Source organism: Bacteroidota bacterium, from assembly GCA_018692315.1.
GTDB lineage: Bacteria > Bacteroidota > Bacteroidia > Bacteroidales > JABHKC01 > JABHKC01.
On sequence record JABHKC010000106.1, the window covers coordinates 1 to 19577 of the forward strand.

At 32.1% G+C, this 19577-nt stretch carries 16 protein-coding genes; 15 read left to right on the top strand and 1 reads right to left on the bottom strand.

Annotation, left to right across the window (positions count from 1 at the left end):
* Positions 1-216: 216 nt before the first annotated feature.
* The 11 genes from HN894_08535 to HN894_08585 all read left to right on the top strand — a co-directional run bounded on the left by HN894_08535 (position 217) and on the right by HN894_08585 (position 11197).
* A complete protein-coding gene (locus tag HN894_08535) occupies positions 217-1230 on the top strand; it encodes a ketoacyl-ACP synthase III (protein ID MBT7143370.1) in 1014 nt (337 codons plus the stop codon).
* A gap of 34 nt (positions 1231-1264) precedes the next feature.
* The gene (locus HN894_08540) at positions 1265-1495 is read left to right on the top strand and encodes an acyl carrier protein (protein MBT7143371.1); all 231 of its coding nucleotides are present in this window, start codon (positions 1265-1267) and stop codon (positions 1493-1495) included.
* 12 nt (positions 1496-1507) lie between these two features.
* A complete protein-coding gene (locus HN894_08545; GenBank protein MBT7143372.1) occupies positions 1508-2572 on the top strand; it encodes a ketoacyl-ACP synthase III in 1065 nt (354 codons plus the stop codon).
* Positions 2573-2676: 104 nt separating this feature from the next.
* Positions 2677-3408 carry an SDR family oxidoreductase gene (locus HN894_08550; protein ID MBT7143373.1) on the top strand — a complete coding sequence of 244 codons (732 nt, stop codon included), beginning with the start codon at positions 2677-2679 and terminating at the stop codon, positions 3406-3408.
* A gap of 65 nt (positions 3409-3473) precedes the next feature.
* Entirely contained in the window at positions 3474-4409 is a 936-nt protein-coding gene (locus HN894_08555; protein MBT7143374.1) for a glycosyltransferase family 2 protein, read from the top strand.
* 34 nt (positions 4410-4443) lie between these two features.
* Positions 4444-5190, top strand: coding sequence for a 3-oxoacyl-[acyl-carrier-protein] reductase (gene fabG, locus HN894_08560; GenBank protein ID MBT7143375.1), 747 nt, complete (start codon positions 4444-4446; stop codon positions 5188-5190).
* Positions 5191-5276: 86 nt separating this feature from the next.
* The gene (locus HN894_08565) at positions 5277-7367 is read left to right on the top strand and encodes a hypothetical protein (GenBank protein MBT7143376.1); all 2091 of its coding nucleotides are present in this window, start codon (positions 5277-5279) and stop codon (positions 7365-7367) included.
* 121 nt (positions 7368-7488) lie between these two features.
* Complete coding sequence (locus HN894_08570) at positions 7489-7893, top strand: hypothetical protein (protein MBT7143377.1); 405 nt, start codon at positions 7489-7491, stop codon at positions 7891-7893.
* 79 nt (positions 7894-7972) lie between these two features.
* Positions 7973-8614, top strand: a complete 642-nt coding sequence (locus tag HN894_08575) for a PKD domain-containing protein (GenBank protein ID MBT7143378.1) — start codon at positions 7973-7975, stop codon at positions 8612-8614.
* A gap of 133 nt (positions 8615-8747) precedes the next feature.
* A complete protein-coding gene (locus tag HN894_08580) occupies positions 8748-9920 on the top strand; it encodes a sigma-54-dependent Fis family transcriptional regulator (protein ID MBT7143379.1) in 1173 nt (390 codons plus the stop codon).
* A 20-nt stretch (positions 9921-9940) separates the two neighbouring features.
* Entirely contained in the window at positions 9941-11197 is a 1257-nt protein-coding gene (locus HN894_08585; protein ID MBT7143380.1) for an adenylosuccinate synthase, read from the top strand.
* Positions 11198-11254: 57 nt separating this feature from the next.
* Here the strand turns inward: HN894_08585 and HN894_08590 are convergent, their stop codons facing one another.
* Entirely contained in the window at positions 11255-12556 is a 1302-nt protein-coding gene (locus HN894_08590) for a lysine 2,3-aminomutase (GenBank protein MBT7143381.1), read from the bottom strand.
* Between the two features lie 304 nt (positions 12557-12860).
* Here HN894_08590 and rpsO point away from each other — a divergent pair, with 304 nt between their 5' ends.
* The 4 genes from rpsO to HN894_08610 all read left to right on the top strand — a co-directional run bounded on the left by rpsO (position 12861) and on the right by HN894_08610 (position 19543).
* On the top strand, positions 12861-13130 hold the full coding sequence (gene rpsO, locus HN894_08595) for a 30S ribosomal protein S15 (GenBank protein ID MBT7143382.1): 270 nt from the start codon (positions 12861-12863) through the stop codon (positions 13128-13130).
* A gap of 166 nt (positions 13131-13296) precedes the next feature.
* Positions 13297-15486, top strand: coding sequence for a polyribonucleotide nucleotidyltransferase (gene pnp / locus HN894_08600; GenBank protein MBT7143383.1), 2190 nt, complete (start codon positions 13297-13299; stop codon positions 15484-15486).
* Positions 15487-15735: 249 nt separating this feature from the next.
* Complete coding sequence (locus HN894_08605; protein MBT7143384.1) at positions 15736-17277, top strand: DUF4405 domain-containing protein; 1542 nt, start codon at positions 15736-15738, stop codon at positions 17275-17277.
* 280 nt (positions 17278-17557) lie between these two features.
* Positions 17558-19543: an LruC domain-containing protein gene (locus HN894_08610; GenBank protein MBT7143385.1), complete on the top strand. Its 1986-nt coding sequence runs from the start codon at positions 17558-17560 to the stop codon at positions 19541-19543.
* The last annotated feature ends 34 nt before the right edge of the window (positions 19544-19577 follow it).

Genomic DNA, 19577 nt, shown 5'->3' on the forward strand with positions numbered 1-19577 from the left:
AAAACTAAAAATAAAACCCTCCAAAATATCAGCAAGTTCCTGATAGTAGCTTACCTATGCCCATACAATTATAGGTAATTGAATGAAAATAGTACTAAAACTAAATATGGATGATGAAAATGTTTCATGCGTTTGCCCTATTAATAAATAGAAGTATTAGTTTCATAATGTAATATGTTTGTTACTTTTGCATCTTTAATACCGATGTAGTTTTTTATGAAAAGTTTTATTAAAGCAATTGATTATTACCTGCCTGAAAAAGTGCTTGATAATAATGATTTAAAAAAGGAAAATCCCGATTGGGATATGGACGAATTATTTAAAGTTACAGGAGTTAGGAGAAGGTATATTAGAGCCGAAGGCGAAACTCCTTCCGATTTAGCTGTAGAAGCAGCAAAAAAACTATTCAAGAAAAACGACATTAATCCTTCTGATATAGAATATATAGTTTTTTGTACTCAAAGTAATGATTATATTTGTCCTACAACAGCTTGTGTTATCCAAGAGAAATTGAAAATATCAAAATCTTGTGGTACTGTCGATATTAATCAGGGATGTACAGGATTTGTTTACAGTCTGTCGCTTGCAAAAGCTTTGATTGAAAGCCGACAAGCAAACAATGTTTTGGTTCTCACTGCCGAAACAATTAGCAGATATATTCATCCGAAAGACAAAAGTTCACGACCAATTTTTGGCGATGGAGCAGCTGCCTGCCTTGTAGAAGCAACTGATGAAAGCTCCGGCATAGGAGACTTTGTTTTTGGTACAGATGGCAAGGGGTATAGAAATATAATTATTGATTACGGATGTGCCAGAAACGATATGCCTCAGGCAGATGAAATATATGAAGTAACCGATAATTATGGAAATATTCGGCACAATACTAGTTTCTATATGAACGGAAGTGCTGTTTTTCTTTTTTCGGCAAAGACTGGACCTAAGTTAATCAAAGACCTTTTGAACAAGGCCGGACTTACCTTAGACGATATCGACCTCGTTGTTTTTCATCAGGCAAGTAAACTTATAATGGAAACTGTTGCCAGAAAAGCAAATATTCCTAAAGAAAAATATTATATACATATCGAAGATTGTGGTAACACAGTTTCATCGACAATTCCAATTGCACTTTACCATGCTATGGAAGATAATCGTACAAAAAAAGGAGATACTGTAATGTTTGTAAGCTTTGGTGTCGGGTATAGCTGGGCGGCATGTGTATTAGAATTATAAATTTTTATTAATCAAATAACTAAAAAACAAAAGAATGTCAATAGAAGAATTTATCGAACAACTTGAAGAAGAATTTGATGATTTAGAGCCAGGAGTGTTAAAACCAGAAAGCGAATTCAGGAAAAATTTTGAATGGAATTCGATTAATGCACTGATTTTCATAGCACTTGTCGATTCTGAATATGATGTAACCATCAATGCCGAAGACTTGAATTCATCAAAAACAATTCAAGATCTTTTCGAAATTATTAAAAGTAGAGTTTAGAAAAATACAATTATGGCAATATTTTCAATTCCAAATACTAAAATTGTAGGAATAGCAGGAACTGTTCCGAAAAAAGAAATTGACAATAGAGATTATGATTGGATTACGGAAAATGAAAGAGAATTGTTCATTAAGAATACCGGTGTTGAAAAAAGACGTGTAGTTCCAGGTATTCGTACAGTTACATCTTCCGATATGTGCGTTATGGCAGCAGAAAAACTCATTGAAGAATTAAAATGGGATAAATCTGAGATCGAATGTTTAGTTTTTGTCTCACAATCAAGAGATTATGTGTTACCACAAACATCATCTATTCTGCAAGACCGATTAGGTTTACCAAAAACTTGCATGGCTTTCGATATTAGCTTAGGATGTTCGGCATATGTTTACGGATTGTCAACCATTGCATCGCATATAACTACAGCAAAATTCAAAAAATCGTTGCTTATGGTAAGCGATTTGTCATCTCTAAGTACTTATTATAAAGATAAAAGTTCATACCCATTGTTTGGCGATGCTGCCACTGTAACTGCATTGGAATACGACGAATCTGCCTCACCAATGCTTTTCAATTTACAGACCGATGGATCGGGATGGGATGCAATTATGATTCCCGATGGAGGAATAAAGAATTTTATTGATAAAGACACATCGTTCATAATTGAAAAATACGATGAAGGAATCTATAGAAATAAGACTCATGTTCACCTCGATGGCATAAAAGTTTTCAATTTTACATTGAAAGAAGTAGCAAAAAATGTTAAGAATTTACTGAAACATTTTGATAAAAGCATTGAAGATGTTGACTATGCAGTACTTCATCAGGCAAACAAAATGATAAATGAATTGGTAAGGAAAAGATTGAAACTTCCGCCAGAAAAATTACCATATTCAATACATAAGCTTGGAAATACAAGTTGTGCTTCAATACCTATTACTATGGTTTTTGCCTTGAGCGAAGAGCTTAGAAAACAAAAACTCAAGCTCGTATTTTCTGGTTTTGGAGTTGGTTTATCGTGGGGTTCGGTTTATGCTGAAACAGAAAATTTGGTAGTGCCGGAGATGCTCTATATTTAGAATCTAAATGAGAAAAGGCTATTGTATTAAATTATTTAAATTTAATGTTTTAGCCTTTTTGTGTTGAAATTATTTCGTGTTGATATATTTGAAAAAGGAAAAAGATGGATGTTTTTAAATTGACCGATAAAAATATTTTTGTAACAGGAGCTTCTTCAGGAATTGGAAGAGAAATTGCAATTTCTGCGAGCAAATATGGAGCAAAAGTTATTATCACCGGAAGAAACGAAGAACGATTAAATAATACATATTCTGAACTTTCTGGCGAAGGACATTTAGCTTTGCCGGCAGATTTGACTGACGAAAAGCAAATAGCATTTTTAGTTGATAAGCTGCCGAAACTTCATGGAGTAGTTTTTTCAGCAGGACTGACTGCGCATATGCCTGCAAAATTTATTCGTCAAGCAAACATCGATCATCTTTTTAATATTAATTTCGAATCGCCTGTTCTGGCAACCGGTCGATTATTGAAAAAAAGAAAAATTCTTGATAGTGGCTCAATAGTTTTTCTCTCGTCAATAGGATCTAAATATTCATATTTTGGTGGAGCAATGTATTCGAGTAGTAAGGCTGCATTGGAAACCTATTCGCGAGTTTTAGCATCTGAATTAGCTCCAAAAAAAATTAGAGCAAACTGTTTGTCTCCTACTTTTGTGAAAACACCAATGGTGGATGGAGCCGAACAAACTATTTCCAAGGAAGTTATGGATAATTTTGAACGAATGTCTCCTTTAGGATTTGGAGATCCGATTGATGTTGCAAATGCTGCAATATTTTTTCTCTCCGATGCTTCTCGATGGATTACCGGAACAAACTTGCCATTAGGGGGAAATTAAATCGGTTTTATCTTTTATATGAAATTGTAGAAAATTGTTTGCAATTGTAAGCAAAAAAATTTGAAATGAACAAAATTCAAAATCCAGAATACTCGGTTGTGGTTCCGGTTTATAACAGCGAAGAGTCGCTTGAAGAACTGTTTGCAAGAACTAAAGCAACATTTGAAAAATTGAAATTATCTTTTGAAGTAATTTTCGTTGAAGATTCCGGAAGAGATAATAGTTGGGGAAAAATTATTGAACTTAAAAATTCAAATCCTGAAAGTATCACAGCAATTCAATTAGCAAAAAATTTTGGGCAACACAATGCACTTTTTTGTGGTTTTCATTTTGCAAAAGGCAATTTCATTATAACTTTGGATGACGATCTTCAAATCCCACCCGAAGAAATTGAACGATTGATTGATGAATATAAAATATCGCAAGCAGATATTGTCTATGGCGATTTGGTTGAGAAACAGCATTCAAAAGTTAGGAATTTTGGCAGCAATATTCTGAAAAAATCTGCAAAAAGAAAACATGATTTGGCTACTGGTCAAGGCTCTTCTTTTAAATTGATAAAAGCAGAGTTGATAAAAAAAATCTTGCACCACTCGCAAAATTTTGTTTATGTCGATGAAATATTGCTTTGGTACACAAAATATATCAGTTTCACTAAAGTGCGGCACGAAAAAAGAAAGTTTAGCTCCTCAACCTATACCTATGGAAAATTATTCAGATTATTTTTCAATATCTCAATATATTACACAAAAGTGCCATTAAAAATTATGACATATGGAGGGGTTATTTTTTCAATATTGAGTTTTATTTTTGGAATAAGATTCCTTATTAGAAAAGTTGTTTTTGATGTTCCGCTCGGATATACTTCAATTATTGTTACAATACTTTTCTCTACAAGTATTATTCTTTTTAGCCTTGGAGTGATTGGAGAATATTTAAACAGAATTTTTGTCGTTCAGAACAGAAAACCACCATACTCAATAAAATCTATACTTGAATAAGTCAGAAAATTAAAAATTTACTAAATAGAAAACTATGAAATTATTAGAAGGAAAAACTGCAATAATTACCGGTGCAGGCAGAGGAATTGGGAAAGAAATTGCTTTGAAATTTGCAGAGCAAGGTGCAAATGTTGCATTCACTGATTTGTTTATCGATGAAAATGCGAAAGAATTAGAAATTCAACTTAATAAATATGGCGTAAAAGCAAAAGCATATGCCTCCGATGCCAGCAGTTTCGAGAAATCGGAAGAAACCATAAATGCAATCTTAAAAGATTTTGATAGGATAGACATTTTGGTGAATAATGCTGGAATTACTAAAGATACATTATTGATGCGAATGACTGAAGATCAATGGGATGCTGTGATTAATATTAACCTTAAATCGGTTTTTAATCTAACAAAAGCTGTTCAACGAACAATGCTGAAACAACGAGTTGGTTCAATAATAAATATGAGTTCGGTGGTAGGAGTAAGCGGAAATGCAGGACAATCGAACTACTCGGCATCAAAGGCTGGTATTATCGGATTTACTAAATCTATAGCAAGAGAATTAGGTTCGCGAAATATTCGTTGCAATGCCATAGCTCCTGGTTTTATTATTACTGAAATGACCGGAAAAATTCCTGAAAACCTAAGAAACGAATGGATTGAAAAAATTCCTTTGAAACGTGGCGGAACACCTGAAGATGTTGCAAATGTATGCGTATTCTTAGGATCAGATCTTTCAACATTTGTTAGCGGACAAGTTTTGAATGTTTGCGGTGCTATGAACACTTAGATTATTGATTATTTTATAATTCATAATTATTAGCTGTTCAACTTTCAACTTTAAGAACTTTATAAACTTTCAACTCTTTTTTTACTTTGAACAATACTATAGTTACCGAATATCCTATTTGGCTTGTTTTGGCTTGCATTTTAATAGCTTTCTTATATGCTTTTTTTCTTTACAGAAGAGATAAAACATTAAAGGATATTGGAAAATGGAAAATTGCGACACTATCGGTTTTTAGATTTGCTGCTGTTTTTATTTTATGCTTTCTGCTACTTTCGCCATTTATTAAATCTGAAAAAATTACAATTGAAAATCCAATTGTAATTTTTGCTCAAGACAACAGCGAATCGGTAATTATTAATAAAGATTCAATTTTTTACAAAGAAGAATATCCTCAAATTGTCGAAAATTTTGTCACAGATTTAAAGCAACAATTTAGTACGAATACTTATACTTTTGGCAATGAGTTAACGAAAAATTTGCAATTTTCCTACACAGACAAACAAACAGATTTTACTTCATTGTTAGGCCAAATTGGCAATAATTACTATAAAAGAAATGTTGGAGCTATAATAATTTCAAGCGATGGAATTTATAATAATGGAAAAAATCCAATTTATTCGACAGACGAGATCAATTTCCCGATTTATACAATTGCTTTAGGCGATACAAATCCTCAAAAAGATATAATTCTGTCGGAAGTTTTGTATAATAAAATTGCATTTCTTGGTAACAAATTTCCTGTTCGCTCGGTGGTTGATATAAACGAACTGAAAGGCACTAACACTAAAATTGGCATTATACACAAAAACAAAACCTTGTTCTCGAAAGAGATTTTGGTTACCGATAATCGATTTTCTGTAACAATTGATGCAGAAATTGAAGCAAATGAGAAAGGTTTACAACGATATAAAATTGTTGTCTCACCTAATAATCATGAAATTAGCAAAAAGAATAATTCTCAGGATATAATTATTGATGTTATCGACAGCAAACAAAAAATTTTAATAGTAGCAAATTCGGCTCATCCGGATATAGGAGCACTGCGAAAAACTTTGAAATTGAACGAAAACTTCGAGCTTGATTATTGCCCGATAGACGATTTAAACCAAAATGTGAAAGATTATAACTTGCTAATCCTTCATCAATTACCATCGAAAACAAATGCTGCCACAACTTTGCTATCCGAAGTATTCAAAAATAAAATTCCTTGCTTATTTATTCTTGGAGCTTCATCATCAACAGAAAAATTTAACAATTTGAAAATTGGGCTAAATATTTATCAAACTAAGGGAGCAACTGAAGAAACACAAGCGAAAATAAATTCTAAGTTTCCATTGTTTGAATCGAATGAGGAGTCGATACAATTTTTCTCGAAAGCTCCTCCTCTGATTTCTCCTTTTGGAGAGTATAAAACCAATCCATCTGCAAATGTTCTTTTCTATCAGAAAATTAAGAATATCAATACACAAAAACCTCTGATTTTATTTAATACACATTCCGAAAACAAAATTGCAGTTATATCCGGCGAAGGAATTTGGCGATGGAGATTGAACGATTTCTTAAATAATTCGAATCATAATTTTTTTAATGAATTCATTAACAGCGTGGTGCAATATTTAGCACTTAGCATTTCAAAGGAAAGATTTATTGTTAGTTACGAAAATTTATATTCCGAAAACGAAAATATTATTATTAGGGCTGAAGTTTATAACGAAAGCTACGAGTTGATAAATAGTGAGGATCTTGAAATTGAAATTTCCGACCAAAACGAAAATAAATTCAATTTCATATTCGACAAAACTTCAAAAGCTTACCGACTCGATGCTGGACTTTTCCCCGCTGGCGATTATAAGTTTAGAGCTACTGCTGAGGTTAGCGATGAAATTTTAACGAAAGAAGGAAAATTCAGTGTTTTGCCAGTTAATATAGAAGCAATAAATTCAAAGGCTAACCATCAATTACTTAATCAATTGGCTGAAAACAACAATGGTAAAATGTATTTTCCTCAACAAATTTCAGAATTGCAAAAAGATTTAGAAAACAATAATAATATAGTCCCAATTTCTCATTCCGAGCAGAAATTTATAGAATTAATAAATCTGAAATGGATAGCATTTATAATACTATTTCTGCTATCTCTTGAATGGTTTTTTAGAAAATATCTCGGAAGTTATTAGATTTGAAATTATTATTCGCACTTCTGCATTAGTTCAAGTTTTATCCAGAACTTTAATAAAATAGAATTGATTATTAGATATTAATAAATATTTTTGTAGGCAAAATTATTAATTATTTGATATGAAAAAATTAGGAATATTCACTATTGGCATATTATTATTGACCATCGTATTCTCCTCTTGCAAAGAATGTATTACGTGCGAAATTCAAGGAAATACTGTCGATACCGTTTTTATAGATAATTATTTTAAGCAATATGATGAATTATGTGGTACTAGCGATGAAGTTGAAGCTCGTAAAAGAGATGTTGAATTTGCTGCCGAAAATAGAGTTTGCGGAAAATATTTTATTGTAACACTCGAATTGGATACCATTGATTCCCTAATTTTGTGTGGAAACAGATATTGGTTAGAAGATTATTTAGATTCGGTTCTTTTAGAAGCAAATATTGATACGATAATAAAAATTAAGGAAGATACATTTTTCTATAATCCTGCGTCTTTCGATTGTAGCTACGGAAACTAATAGTCAAAATTGATTATTGTTCAACATTAAAATTGTATTTTTTTAATAAACTAAACAAATTCAGTTGTATAAGCTAAAAATGCTTTGGAAATATTTACGAAGGAAAATTAATATCATTCAGGGTTTTATTTTTCCCATATTAATTCTTGTTTTTCAATCTTGCACCGAGGAACCGACAGCTTGTTTTGAAACAGCAAAAACCGTTTATGAAACTGGCGAAACTATACATTTTATAAATTGTTCTGTCGAAGGAGATTCATATGAATGGAAAATAAGTGAGAATTTATTCTCAACAGACTTTTCACCATATCATGTATTTCCTGATTCGGGTTCTTTTACTGTTACACTTGTTGCTAAATCAAAATTCGATGCAAAAGCCGATGAAATGAATAAGATTTTGAAAATTAATAATGCATGTGAGAAGTTTCTTGGATATTACAATACAAATTTTAATGACAGTACTCAGCTTTTAAGCATAAAATCAGGAAATGTCAACAATTCAATTATAGTTTTTATTGACGATAAGCTATTTTGTAATGCAAGCGTCGATTCAACTTTCATTTTAATAGACCAACAATCGTACTGGGACGACAGTCATAAATATATTAAAAGCGGAATTGCAGAATTAAAAAATGATAGCCTCAGTTTTGATATTTTGCTAATTACGAACGAGAATACAGAAGCACTAAAAAGCTTTGAGGCAATTAAGATTAATTTATGAAATATCGATAATTTAAAGAAAACTAAATGTTAGTAAATTTTTATAGTTAAATTTTGTTTGATAAGTTTTTATATGAAGTTTAGAATTTGTAAAACATTCTGATTTATATCTATGAACTAAATAAAAAAATATTATGTCAAAAATATTAGTAATAGATGATCAAAGGAGTATTCGTAATTCACTGAAAGATATTCTTGAATACGAAAATTATAAAGTCGATTTGGCCGAAGACGGATTTGCTGGCTTAGAATTAATAAAATCTAATGAATACGAAATTATTCTTTGCGATATTAAAATGCCCAAAATGGATGGTTTGGAAATGCTTCCGAAAATTATGGAAATAACAAACGACACTCCGGTAATAATGATTTCGGGGCATGGAAACATCGATACTGCGGTTGAAGCTATAAAAAAAGGAGCATTTGATTTCATTGAAAAACCTTTAGATTTGAATCGAATGCTCATCACTATCAAAAATGCAAAAGATAAATCTAATCTGATAAGTGAGACAAAAATTCTGAAACGGAAAGTCAGTAAATCATACGACATGATTGGCAATTCTGAGGCAATAAATCTAATTAAAGAAATGATAGAAAGGGTAGCTCCTACAGATGCAAGAGTTCTCATCACCGGCGAAAATGGCACAGGAAAAGAAGTTGCTGCACGCTGGATACACGAAAAAAGTCACAGAGCAAGCAGTCCTTTTATTGAGGTAAATTGTGCAGCTATTCCTTCAGAATTGATAGAAAGCGAATTGTTTGGACACGAAAAAGGTGCTTTTACTTCGGCACATAAACAACGAAAAGGAAAATTTGAACAAGCAAATGGCGGCACAATTTTTCTCGATGAAATTGGGGATATGAGCCAATCAGCACAAGCAAAAGTACTTAGAGCCTTGCAAGAAAACAAAATCTCTCGTGTAGGTAGCGATAAAGATATAAAAGTAGATGTAAGAGTGATTGCGGCTACAAACAAAAATCTAAAAGAAGAAATTGCAAAAAACAATTTTAGAGAAGACTTATATCATCGCTTAAGTGTGATTTTGTTGAGAATTCCATCTTTGAACGAAAGAAAAGAGGATATTCTAATTTTGGCAAATTATTTCATAGAACAAATTTGTACCGAACATAGAATGCCAGCTAAACAAATTTCTGAGGATGCAATTATTGAATTAAAAAATATAAACTGGACAGGTAATATTCGCGAATTTCGCAATGTAATTGAAAGGCTGATTATTCTTTGTCCAAAGCAAATTGAGGCTAATGATGTCAAACTTTTTGCTCAACCAATAAGTCAAAGTAATTGAGAACTATTTTAGAAAAAAATATGAAAGTAGATGTTTTGTTAGGTCTTCAGTGGGGAGACGAAGGAAAAGGAAAAATAGTAGATGTTTTAACGCCGAATTATGAAATTATTGCACGATTTCAAGGAGGTCCAAATGCTGGGCACACACTCGAATTTAACGAAATTAAGCATGTTTTGCACATTATCCCTTCAGGAGTTTTCCGAGAGAATGCAATAAATGTTATAGGAAATGGGGTGGTGATTGATCCGGCAATTTTTTATAAAGAAATTAGTGATTTAAAGAAACTTAATGTAGATATTTCTGAAAGATTATTAATTTCTAACAAGGCACATTTAATTATTCCAAGCCATAGAATATTAGATGCTGCCTACGAATCTTCGAAAGGAAAAGCAAAAATTGGCTCTACTTTAAAAGGAATTGGTCCAACTTATACCGACAAAATTGGAAGGCATGGTCTTAGAATTGGAGATATTAATTCTGCTGATTTTTTGGAGAAATATAACAAACTAAAATCGAAGCATGAGAAATTGTTAAAAGCATATAGTTTTGATTATGACCTTTCTGAATATGAGAAAAAATGGTTTGAAGGAATCGAAATGATAAAAAGGTTCAAACTAATTAATAGCGAACATACTATCAATAATTATATTGAAGAAGAAAAAACAATACTTGCCGAAGGAGCGCAAGGAACCTTGCTTGATATCGATTTTGGTTCTTACCCTTTTGTAACTTCTTCGAACACTATTTGTGCCGGAGCTTGCACAGGTCTGGGTGTTGCTCCAAATAAAATTGGAGAGGTTTATGGAATTTTCAAAGCATATTGTACACGTGTGGGAAGTGGACCATTTCCAAGCGAACTTAACGATGAAGAAGGAGAATTATTACGAAAAGAAGGAAACGAATTTGGTGCAACTACTGGCAGACCGCGCCGTTGCGGATGGTTAGATCTTACAGCATTAAAATATTCCATAATGATAAATGGTGTAACTCAACTGATTATGACAAAAGTTGATGTTCTAAATGCTTTCGATAAAATTAAAGTTGCAGTAGGGTATCAAAAAGGCAACAAAACTATTGATCAATTCCCACACGATTTAAATGAAATTGAACCAATTTATCGTGAATTTAAAGGTTGGAAATGTAATATTAGTGAATTTAAGGTTGATAGTTTACCGAAGGAGTTAAATGCTTATATCAAATTTCTTGAAGATGAACTAAAAGTTCCGATAAGTATAATTTCGATAGGTGCAAATAGAAATGATACCTTATTTAGGTAGTATTAAAGTTTTACTTCTGTATAAATTCCTGTTTTTTGAAAGCTTTTATCGCAGGTTTTAATTGTACATTCTTTTAAACTCATCTTCATAGAAGAATTCTTTTTCGTCGAAAGCTGGCACTAAATCGTTTAGCCAAGTTGCCTTTTCATCATATTTTGCAAAAAACGGACGACGAACCCATTTCGAATTTCTCCCTTGAATAAAAGTGAGATTAATAACTTTTGTCCCATTAACTTTAGAAACTCCAGCAACAAGGACTTTTCCGGGATCTGCCGACATGCTTGGTCCTCGCACTGTCCTGCAAATTCCGCCAACTTTTGAATATGCTTTTCTGAAAATTTGCCATGCTTTCACTAATGGTACAGAAAAATAGTGTTGAGCACCGGTATTTCTGGCAACAAACATATAATAAGGAATCATTCCGAGCTCCACTTGTTTGTTCCACATCGCTGACCATAGCTCGGGTTCAGCATTAATATTATTTAAAAGTGGCGATTGTGTCCTGATTAATGCACCAGTGTTTCTTATATTATTGACCGCCGTATGCAAAATGTCTGTTTCTAATTCTCTCGGATGATTAAAATGTGCCATTATTGCTAAATTCTTTTTCGATTTAGATACTTTCTCGAAAAGACGCAATAAATTGTCAGTATCATTGTCATCGACATATCGTTGAGGCCAAAACGTTAAGGCTTTGGTTCCAATTCTTATGTTTCGCAAATGTGGCAAATCGGCATCTAACAATATATTTATGTACGATTCTAAATGCTTAGTTTTCATTGTCATTGGGTCGCCTCCAGTGAATAAAACATCGGTAACTTCATCGTGCTCTTTCAAATATTCGACCATTAATTCGCCTTGCTTCATAGCAAATTTAAGTTCGTCCATACCTACAAACTGAGGCCAACGAAAACAAAATGTACAATACGCATGGCAAGTTTGTCCTTGCGTAGGGAAGAATAGCATTGTTTCATTATATTTATGCTGAATTCCGAGCAATCTTTCACCATTAATTTCAGGCACATTATGCTCTAATTGCCCCGCGGGATGTGGATTTAATTGTAATCGTATATTATTTGCTGTTTCTCTAATTTCCGATTTTGTTGTATTTGAATTAATTACACTTTCCATTTCCTTAAAATGCTCAGGAATTAACATATCTTTTTGAGGAAAGTTAATTTTGTAAATAGGATCATTTTCGTAATTCTTCCAATCTATCAATTCATCAACAACATAATTGTTAGTTTTAAATGGTAAAACATGGCTAACTACATCAATGCTTGCAATATCCTTTTTAGCTAATTGCGATATTTGTGGAATTTCTTTGTAATTTTGTAAAGTATATGTCTTAAATTTCATAAATTCATTTTTCAAATCTAACTACTAACTATGAGAATAATTGTATTTCTCTGTTAATTTTTGCAAAGTTACGAAATTTATTGTAAAAAGCAAGGAACACCATAAACACGATTCAAGTTATTAATTGCTAAAAGTCATGATTATAGTATTTTATATATGCTAAATATTAAATTTATTAAAATGAAATTAGGAAATTTTGTGTCATCAAATAATTCGATAAATTTCAAGTTCATATATTGTTTAATAAATTAATTTATATACTTTTGCAGCGCTTTAATTAGATTTATTCATTTAATATGAAAGTATGTATTTAACAACTGAAAAGAAAGAAGAGATTTTTAAAACTTACGGTAAAAGTGCCAACGACAGCGGTTCAGCCGAGGGTCAGATAGCATTATTTACTCATCGGATTTCGCATCTCACCGAGCATCTGAAAAAAAACAGAAAAGATTATAGCACTCAACGTGCTTTAATTGTTATGGTTGGGAAACGAAGAAGATTATTAGATTATTTAAAAAATAATTATATCGAAAGATATCGTAAGATAATTAAAGAACTTAAATTGAGGAAGTAAAAAGAAAAAAGGCAATTGTTATATTGCCTTTTTTTTTATTTTCGTTTAACTGAAAATCTAATATTTTGAATTTAATTTAACAAACAAACAATTTTATACAATTATTTTAAAACAAAAGTAAACAAGAATTATCCGAAATTGAATAAATAAACAAGACGAGAAAAAGATTATGAACATTATTGAAAAGAAAATTGAATTAGGCGATGGAAGAACGATTTCCATTGAAACAGGCAAATTGGCGAAACAAGCCGATGGTTCAGCATTAGTACGAATGGGAAACACAATGTTGTTGGCAACAGTTGTTTCGGCAAAAGAAGCAAGAGAGGATGTTGATTTTATGCCTTTGTCGGTAGAATACAGAGAAAAATATGCAGCAGCAGGTAGATATCCGGGGGGCTTTTTAAAACGAGAAGCTCGTCCTTCAGATTACGAAATCCTAATATCTCGATTAATTGATCGAGCTTTAAGACCTCTTTTCCCAGACGATTATCATGCCGAAACTTTTGTAAATGTTACACTTATTTCATCAGATACAAATATATTTCCCGATGCACTGGCAGGTTTGGCAGCAGCCGCCGCTTTGGCTGTTTCAGATATTCCATTCAATGGCCCAATTTCCGAGGCCAGAGTAGCTCGAATCAATGGAGAATTTATTATTAATCCAAACATTGATGAATTTGCAGATGCAGATATTGATATAATAGTAGGTGCTACTTACGATAATATTTTAATGATTGAAGGCGAGATGAGTGAAGCTTCTGAAAAGGAAATGTTAGAGGCCATAATGTTTGCACATGAGTCTATAAAAATACATTGCAAGGTCTTAATGGAATTGACCGAGGAGACTGGAAAAGCAATAAAAAGAGAATACAATCATGAACAAAACGATGAAGATTTAAAGAAAAAAGTTGAAGAATTTTCATACGAAAAACTTTTTACTGCAGCAAAATCAATTATAATTGATAAACACAAGCGACACGAAACGTTTTCTGCAATTAAGCAAGAATTTATTGATACATTTGAAGAAGAGGAAGAAATTGACGAAAAACTCATTGGAAAATATTTTCATGATGTTGAAAAAAAAGCAGTCAGAAATCTTGTATTAGAAGAAAAATTGCGAATTGATGGTAGAAAAACAGATGAAATTCGACCAATATGGTGCGAGATAGATTATTTGCCAGCAGCACACGGTTCTGCAGTTTTCACCCGAGGTGAAACACAATCACTTACATCTGTTACATTAGGGACTAAATTAGATGAGAAAATTATTGACGAAGTAGTTTTTCAAGGAACCAGTAAATTTCTATTACATTATAACTTTCTTCCATTTTCGACTGGAGATGCCCGTCCATACAGAGGTTTAAGTAGAAGAGAGGTAGGACATGGAAATTTGGCTCATAGAGCATTAAATGGCATGATTCCGAAAGATCCTGAAATTAATCCATACACAATTAGAATTGTTTCAGATATTTTAGAATCAAATGGTTCGTCTTCTATGGCAACGGTTTGTGCCGGAACATTAGCTTTGTTAGATTCCGGGATAAAAATGAAAAAACCTGTATCAGGAATTGCAATGGGGCTAATTACCGATAATGATGGAAAATACGCAATTCTTTCTGATATTTTGGGTGATGAAGATCATTTAGGAGATATGGATTTTAAAGTTACCGGTACAAAAGATGGTATAACTGCCTGTCAGATGGATATTAAAGTTGATGGGCTTCCTTATGAAATTCTTGAAGAAGCATTAGATCAAGCCAAATCAGGACGTTTGCATATTCTTGAAAAAATGACGGAAGTTATTGCCGAACCTCGCGAGAAATATAAACCTCATACTCCACAGATAGTTAGCTTGACAATACCAAAAGACATGATTGGCTCGGTAATTGGTCCAGGTGGAAAAATTATTCAGGAAATTCAGGCAAAAACCAATTCAGTAATTTCGATTACAGAAGATGGAAAATTTGGTATAGTTCAAATTTCGGCAACAGGCGAAGAAGCAATAAAAAGTGCTACAGAATGGATAGAGGGAATTGTTGCTGTTCCCGAGGTAGGCAAAACTTATAAAGGGAAAGTGAAAACGATTGTCGCATTTGGTGCATTTATTGAAATACTTCCCGGAACCGATGGTTTGTTACATATTTCGGAAATCGAATGGAGAAGACTAAATACTGTTGAAGAAGTTTTGAAAGTAGGCCAAGAAATAGAAGTGAAGTTGTTAGAAGTTGATAGAAACGGAAAACTTAAACTTTCGCGTAAAGCACTTTTACCAAAACCCGAAGGAGATAGAAGAGGACAAAACGATGGTGAAAAAAGAAATCCTGATAGAAACAGGAGATTTCGCAGAAACGACTAATAATCAACATTTAGAATTAATGAAAATTTCACATTCTTAGTTTTGTTGAAGAAATTTAAACAAATTGAATATCCTGAGTTATTGTTTTTCAAATCTTAGGATATTTTTTTTGCAAAAATTTGAAATAAAAAAGCTAAATCCGATTAGTCAAATCCGATTAGTTTGATGAAAAAGTGAATAGCTAATTTATGTTTTTATTTTTTTTAGATAAAATTTATAAAATTGCATTTTTAATTTTTTATATTTTCTATGAACACGAAATTTAATTGGAAAGATTTTATAATCTACGGTTTTGTATTCTCAATTATATTTGTAATTTTTTCAGGTATAGTTTTATATATTTCTCCTAATTCTGAATTTGCAAAACTTCAAGATTGGCAAATATTTGGTTTAACTAAATCAATTTGGAGAAGCATTTTCATAAGCTTCAATTTAGTATTAATAATTTTAGCAATACTATACGTATCTAAAGTTGACAAAGAATTCTTCGGAAAATATTTTAATAAGGAAAAGTTTAAAAAGCTATCTGAAAGCAAAGAATTGTTCAGTTCGATTGCGATAGTAATAATCGTATTTTCTATTTCTGTTTTAGAAATACCGCCGATTAGTTCAATTTCATATTTGAGCGAAACCTTCGAAATTGGCTGGAAGAACAAAAATCAAGGAGAACCGGTAAAATTGAGCAATAGTATGACAATTGGTGAGGTAGCCAAACTATTTCCAAATATTTCTAATTTCGACATTATAAATAAACTCCAAGTATCAGGTCTGAGTGTAAAAGATAAAAACCAAAGCCTTACTGAATTAAGTAAAAAAAACAATTTTCCGGTAAATGAGATAAAGCGAATTATTATCTCCATGTCCGAAATAAGAACACCACTGAAAACAAAAGAGTTTTCGAAAATCTCTATTGCCGATTACTCGATTCGTAATGGTTTAGAAGGAGAAAAAGTTATTGATTTTCTTAAAGAAAACGATATTATAATTGACTCAAAGTTGGAAACAATGTCTGAAATAAGCGAGCGGAATTACATTTCACAAGCTGAACTTCAAACTCTTTTATCAAAATTGGAAAATAATCATAGCGTTGGGAATTCAGCAAATAAACAGCAGAATAAAGTATTCCCAAATCAGAATTATAATAAAATGACTTTGAAGGAATTCTCAAATAGCTTACAAATAGATACAACATCTATTATAGCTATTTTGAAAAAAAATAATATGTCTTACGAAAGCAAACAAACAATAGAAGAAATTGCTTTAGCGAATGATATATCAGCTTATGAAATTGTTCAATTAATTGATACTAATAATCAGAGTTCACAAATACCCATTGAGCAACTTTCTAATGCAATTCAAAACTTCAATTTAAATGAAGTTGTAAACAAATTCCGAGAAAATGGCTACGATGTAAATATCGATATGATAATGAATAGAATTATGCAAAATGGAATTAGTGTTTCCGGATCAAATCAAAGCCTAAAAGAAATTGCAGAAGATAATAATCTTACACCAGTACAATTGTTAGATATGATTTCAGGAAAAGCCGGAGTTCCTGAAAAATCGGATAAAGCCAGTGGGAAAAGGAAAAAGGGAGTTGGTTCGGTAAATAAAAAACTTAAAGAGCTTCCTTTACAATATGGTGTTAAGATAGAAACAATTATAGAAAGACTTAATGCAAAAGGAATCACTGCAGATGAGGAAATGACTATTCGCGAAATATCAATTAATGCAAATGTTTCACCAAAAGAAATTGTTGATATAATTAAAGATAGAAAACCGAAAAAATAGTACGTATTGTAAAATATTTCCTTTACTAATATCTTGTCAATAATATTCGTTAATTGTTTGGCAATAATTTCTTCCGGCTTGTTCAGGTTGCGGATTTTCTATATGATTATGAAGTAAAATAATTGTAGTTAAGGTTAATTTTGCAATATATTTTCAGACTTAAACTTTTTTTTTGTAAAATGAAAGTAGTTATTAATCAATAAATTTGTATCTTTAATCAATTATTTTAATATTTCTATTTGTGATTTTTTAATTTCGCTTTTGTATAAAAATATTTATTATGAAAAATATAGTAAAAATTGGCATTATCTTCTTGATATTTATATCACTAACATTTTGCAAGAAAGAGTCCCCCACTCTAAATAATCCAACAAATACAGTTTCGATGACCGAACTGATTATTGATCCGAGTTTTGATTTTTCAAACACAAAATCGGTAGAATTGGAAATAATTGCAGAATTAAGAAACGGACATCCATTGGCTAGAATTAGGCTTGATATTCTTGAGCATTCAGAAAATAAGTCAGAGGGAGAAATAATTCACTTATTCACAGGATCTACCAATATTATGGGAGTCTTAAAGAAGGACATTATAATTCCTTCTTATGTTACTCAAATTAAATTACGAAATGAATATTTAGGGCTCCCAGATGAGATAATATTACCAGTAATTAATAATAGAATTTCGTATAAATATGGCGATCCTATAAATACCGCGAAAGGATTTACAGGTACACGTTCAGTAAGCAATAACCAGTCAGTTACATTAAGTTTCATGGGAACATGGGATACAGATGGAGTGCCAGATTATCTTGAAGCTACTAGTGACGTAATCAGTACATATTTTTTAAATGATATAACTAACTCATTACCTGAAAGTAATAGTGTTCTTAATCATCATCCACAGTATGTTTCAGACACTGTGGAAACAAATCTGGTTATTTCAGATTCAAGTGCAGTATATATAACATTTGTTCATGAAGGTGCATATAATAAAAATACAGTAGGCTACTATACCTATCCTTCTGGAAGTCCTCCAGCAACTCCAAGTAATATATCTGAGCATATTGTGATATTTCCAAATCTTTCATTTGCCGGTGCAGGTGGTGGACTACAAGCCGGAGACAAAGTATTGTTGGATACATTTCCAGCAAATATAGAAATCGGTTTTTTTCTTATTGCAAATGGTTGGGATGAGCCTAATGATACTGTAGATAATGGGTCCTATATTCTTTATACAAATGATAATCTGAACACAACTGCAAACCAAGAGCAACATATGGTACTATTGAATGACCTCGAAAGAGAGCGCTACCTTGCAGGATTTGAAGATATCAAAAGATATGCACCTACATGCGACCACGATTTCAATGATGCTGTCTTTTATGCCACTGTAGAAGAAATTGTAGATGATAGTATTGCAAGGTTAGATCCTGCACAAGACTGTGATAACGATGGAATTTCGGATACGCTTGACGATTACCCTTGTGATTCATTACGTGCATTCGATAATGTTTATACAGGGACATTAGCCTTTGAAGATTTATGGCCTGCATATGGCGATTTCGACTTTAATGATTTAGTAGTTGGTTATTCAATAAATCAGATTACTAATGCCTGGAATAATGTGTACGAAATTGAAGCTACTTGGGTTGTTAGAGCTATTGGTGCATCCTACCACAATGGTTTTGGAATTGAACTCCCGATTGCACCAAGTCTTATTGCCTCTGTAACAGGAGGAGTAGAAACGGTGTATGGGACTAATAAAGCAGTGATTTTAGCTTTTACTGATGCATATACTATACTACCAGGTACAGGAAATGGAGTAGTCGGTGTAAACACCACAATTGGTGAACTATACTCAACACCAGATACGGTTGTACAAAGGATTATACTTACTCATGCTACATCAATAGCAAATATTGGTCTTCCTCCTTATAATCCATTCATCAGGATAGATGGAATTGTTGATAAAGAAGTTCATCTTCCTGATTATCCACCAACCGATTTGGCAGTTGGGAATTCATATTTTGGAACTTTAAACGATAATAGTGATCCTGGCGAAGGAATTTATTATAAATCTGATTTGTATTTGCCATGGGCATTACATCTTCCTGCCGAATTTGATTATCCTAAAGAAAAATCTGATATTAATTCCGCATTCCTTGATTTTGGTTCATGGGCAGAAAGTCGAGGTGTAACTAATACACAATGGTATGTAAACGGAGTTGGTAGTAGAAATACAAGCAATATTTTTACTCACTAATTGAGCAAATAAAACTAAAATATATAAATCCATC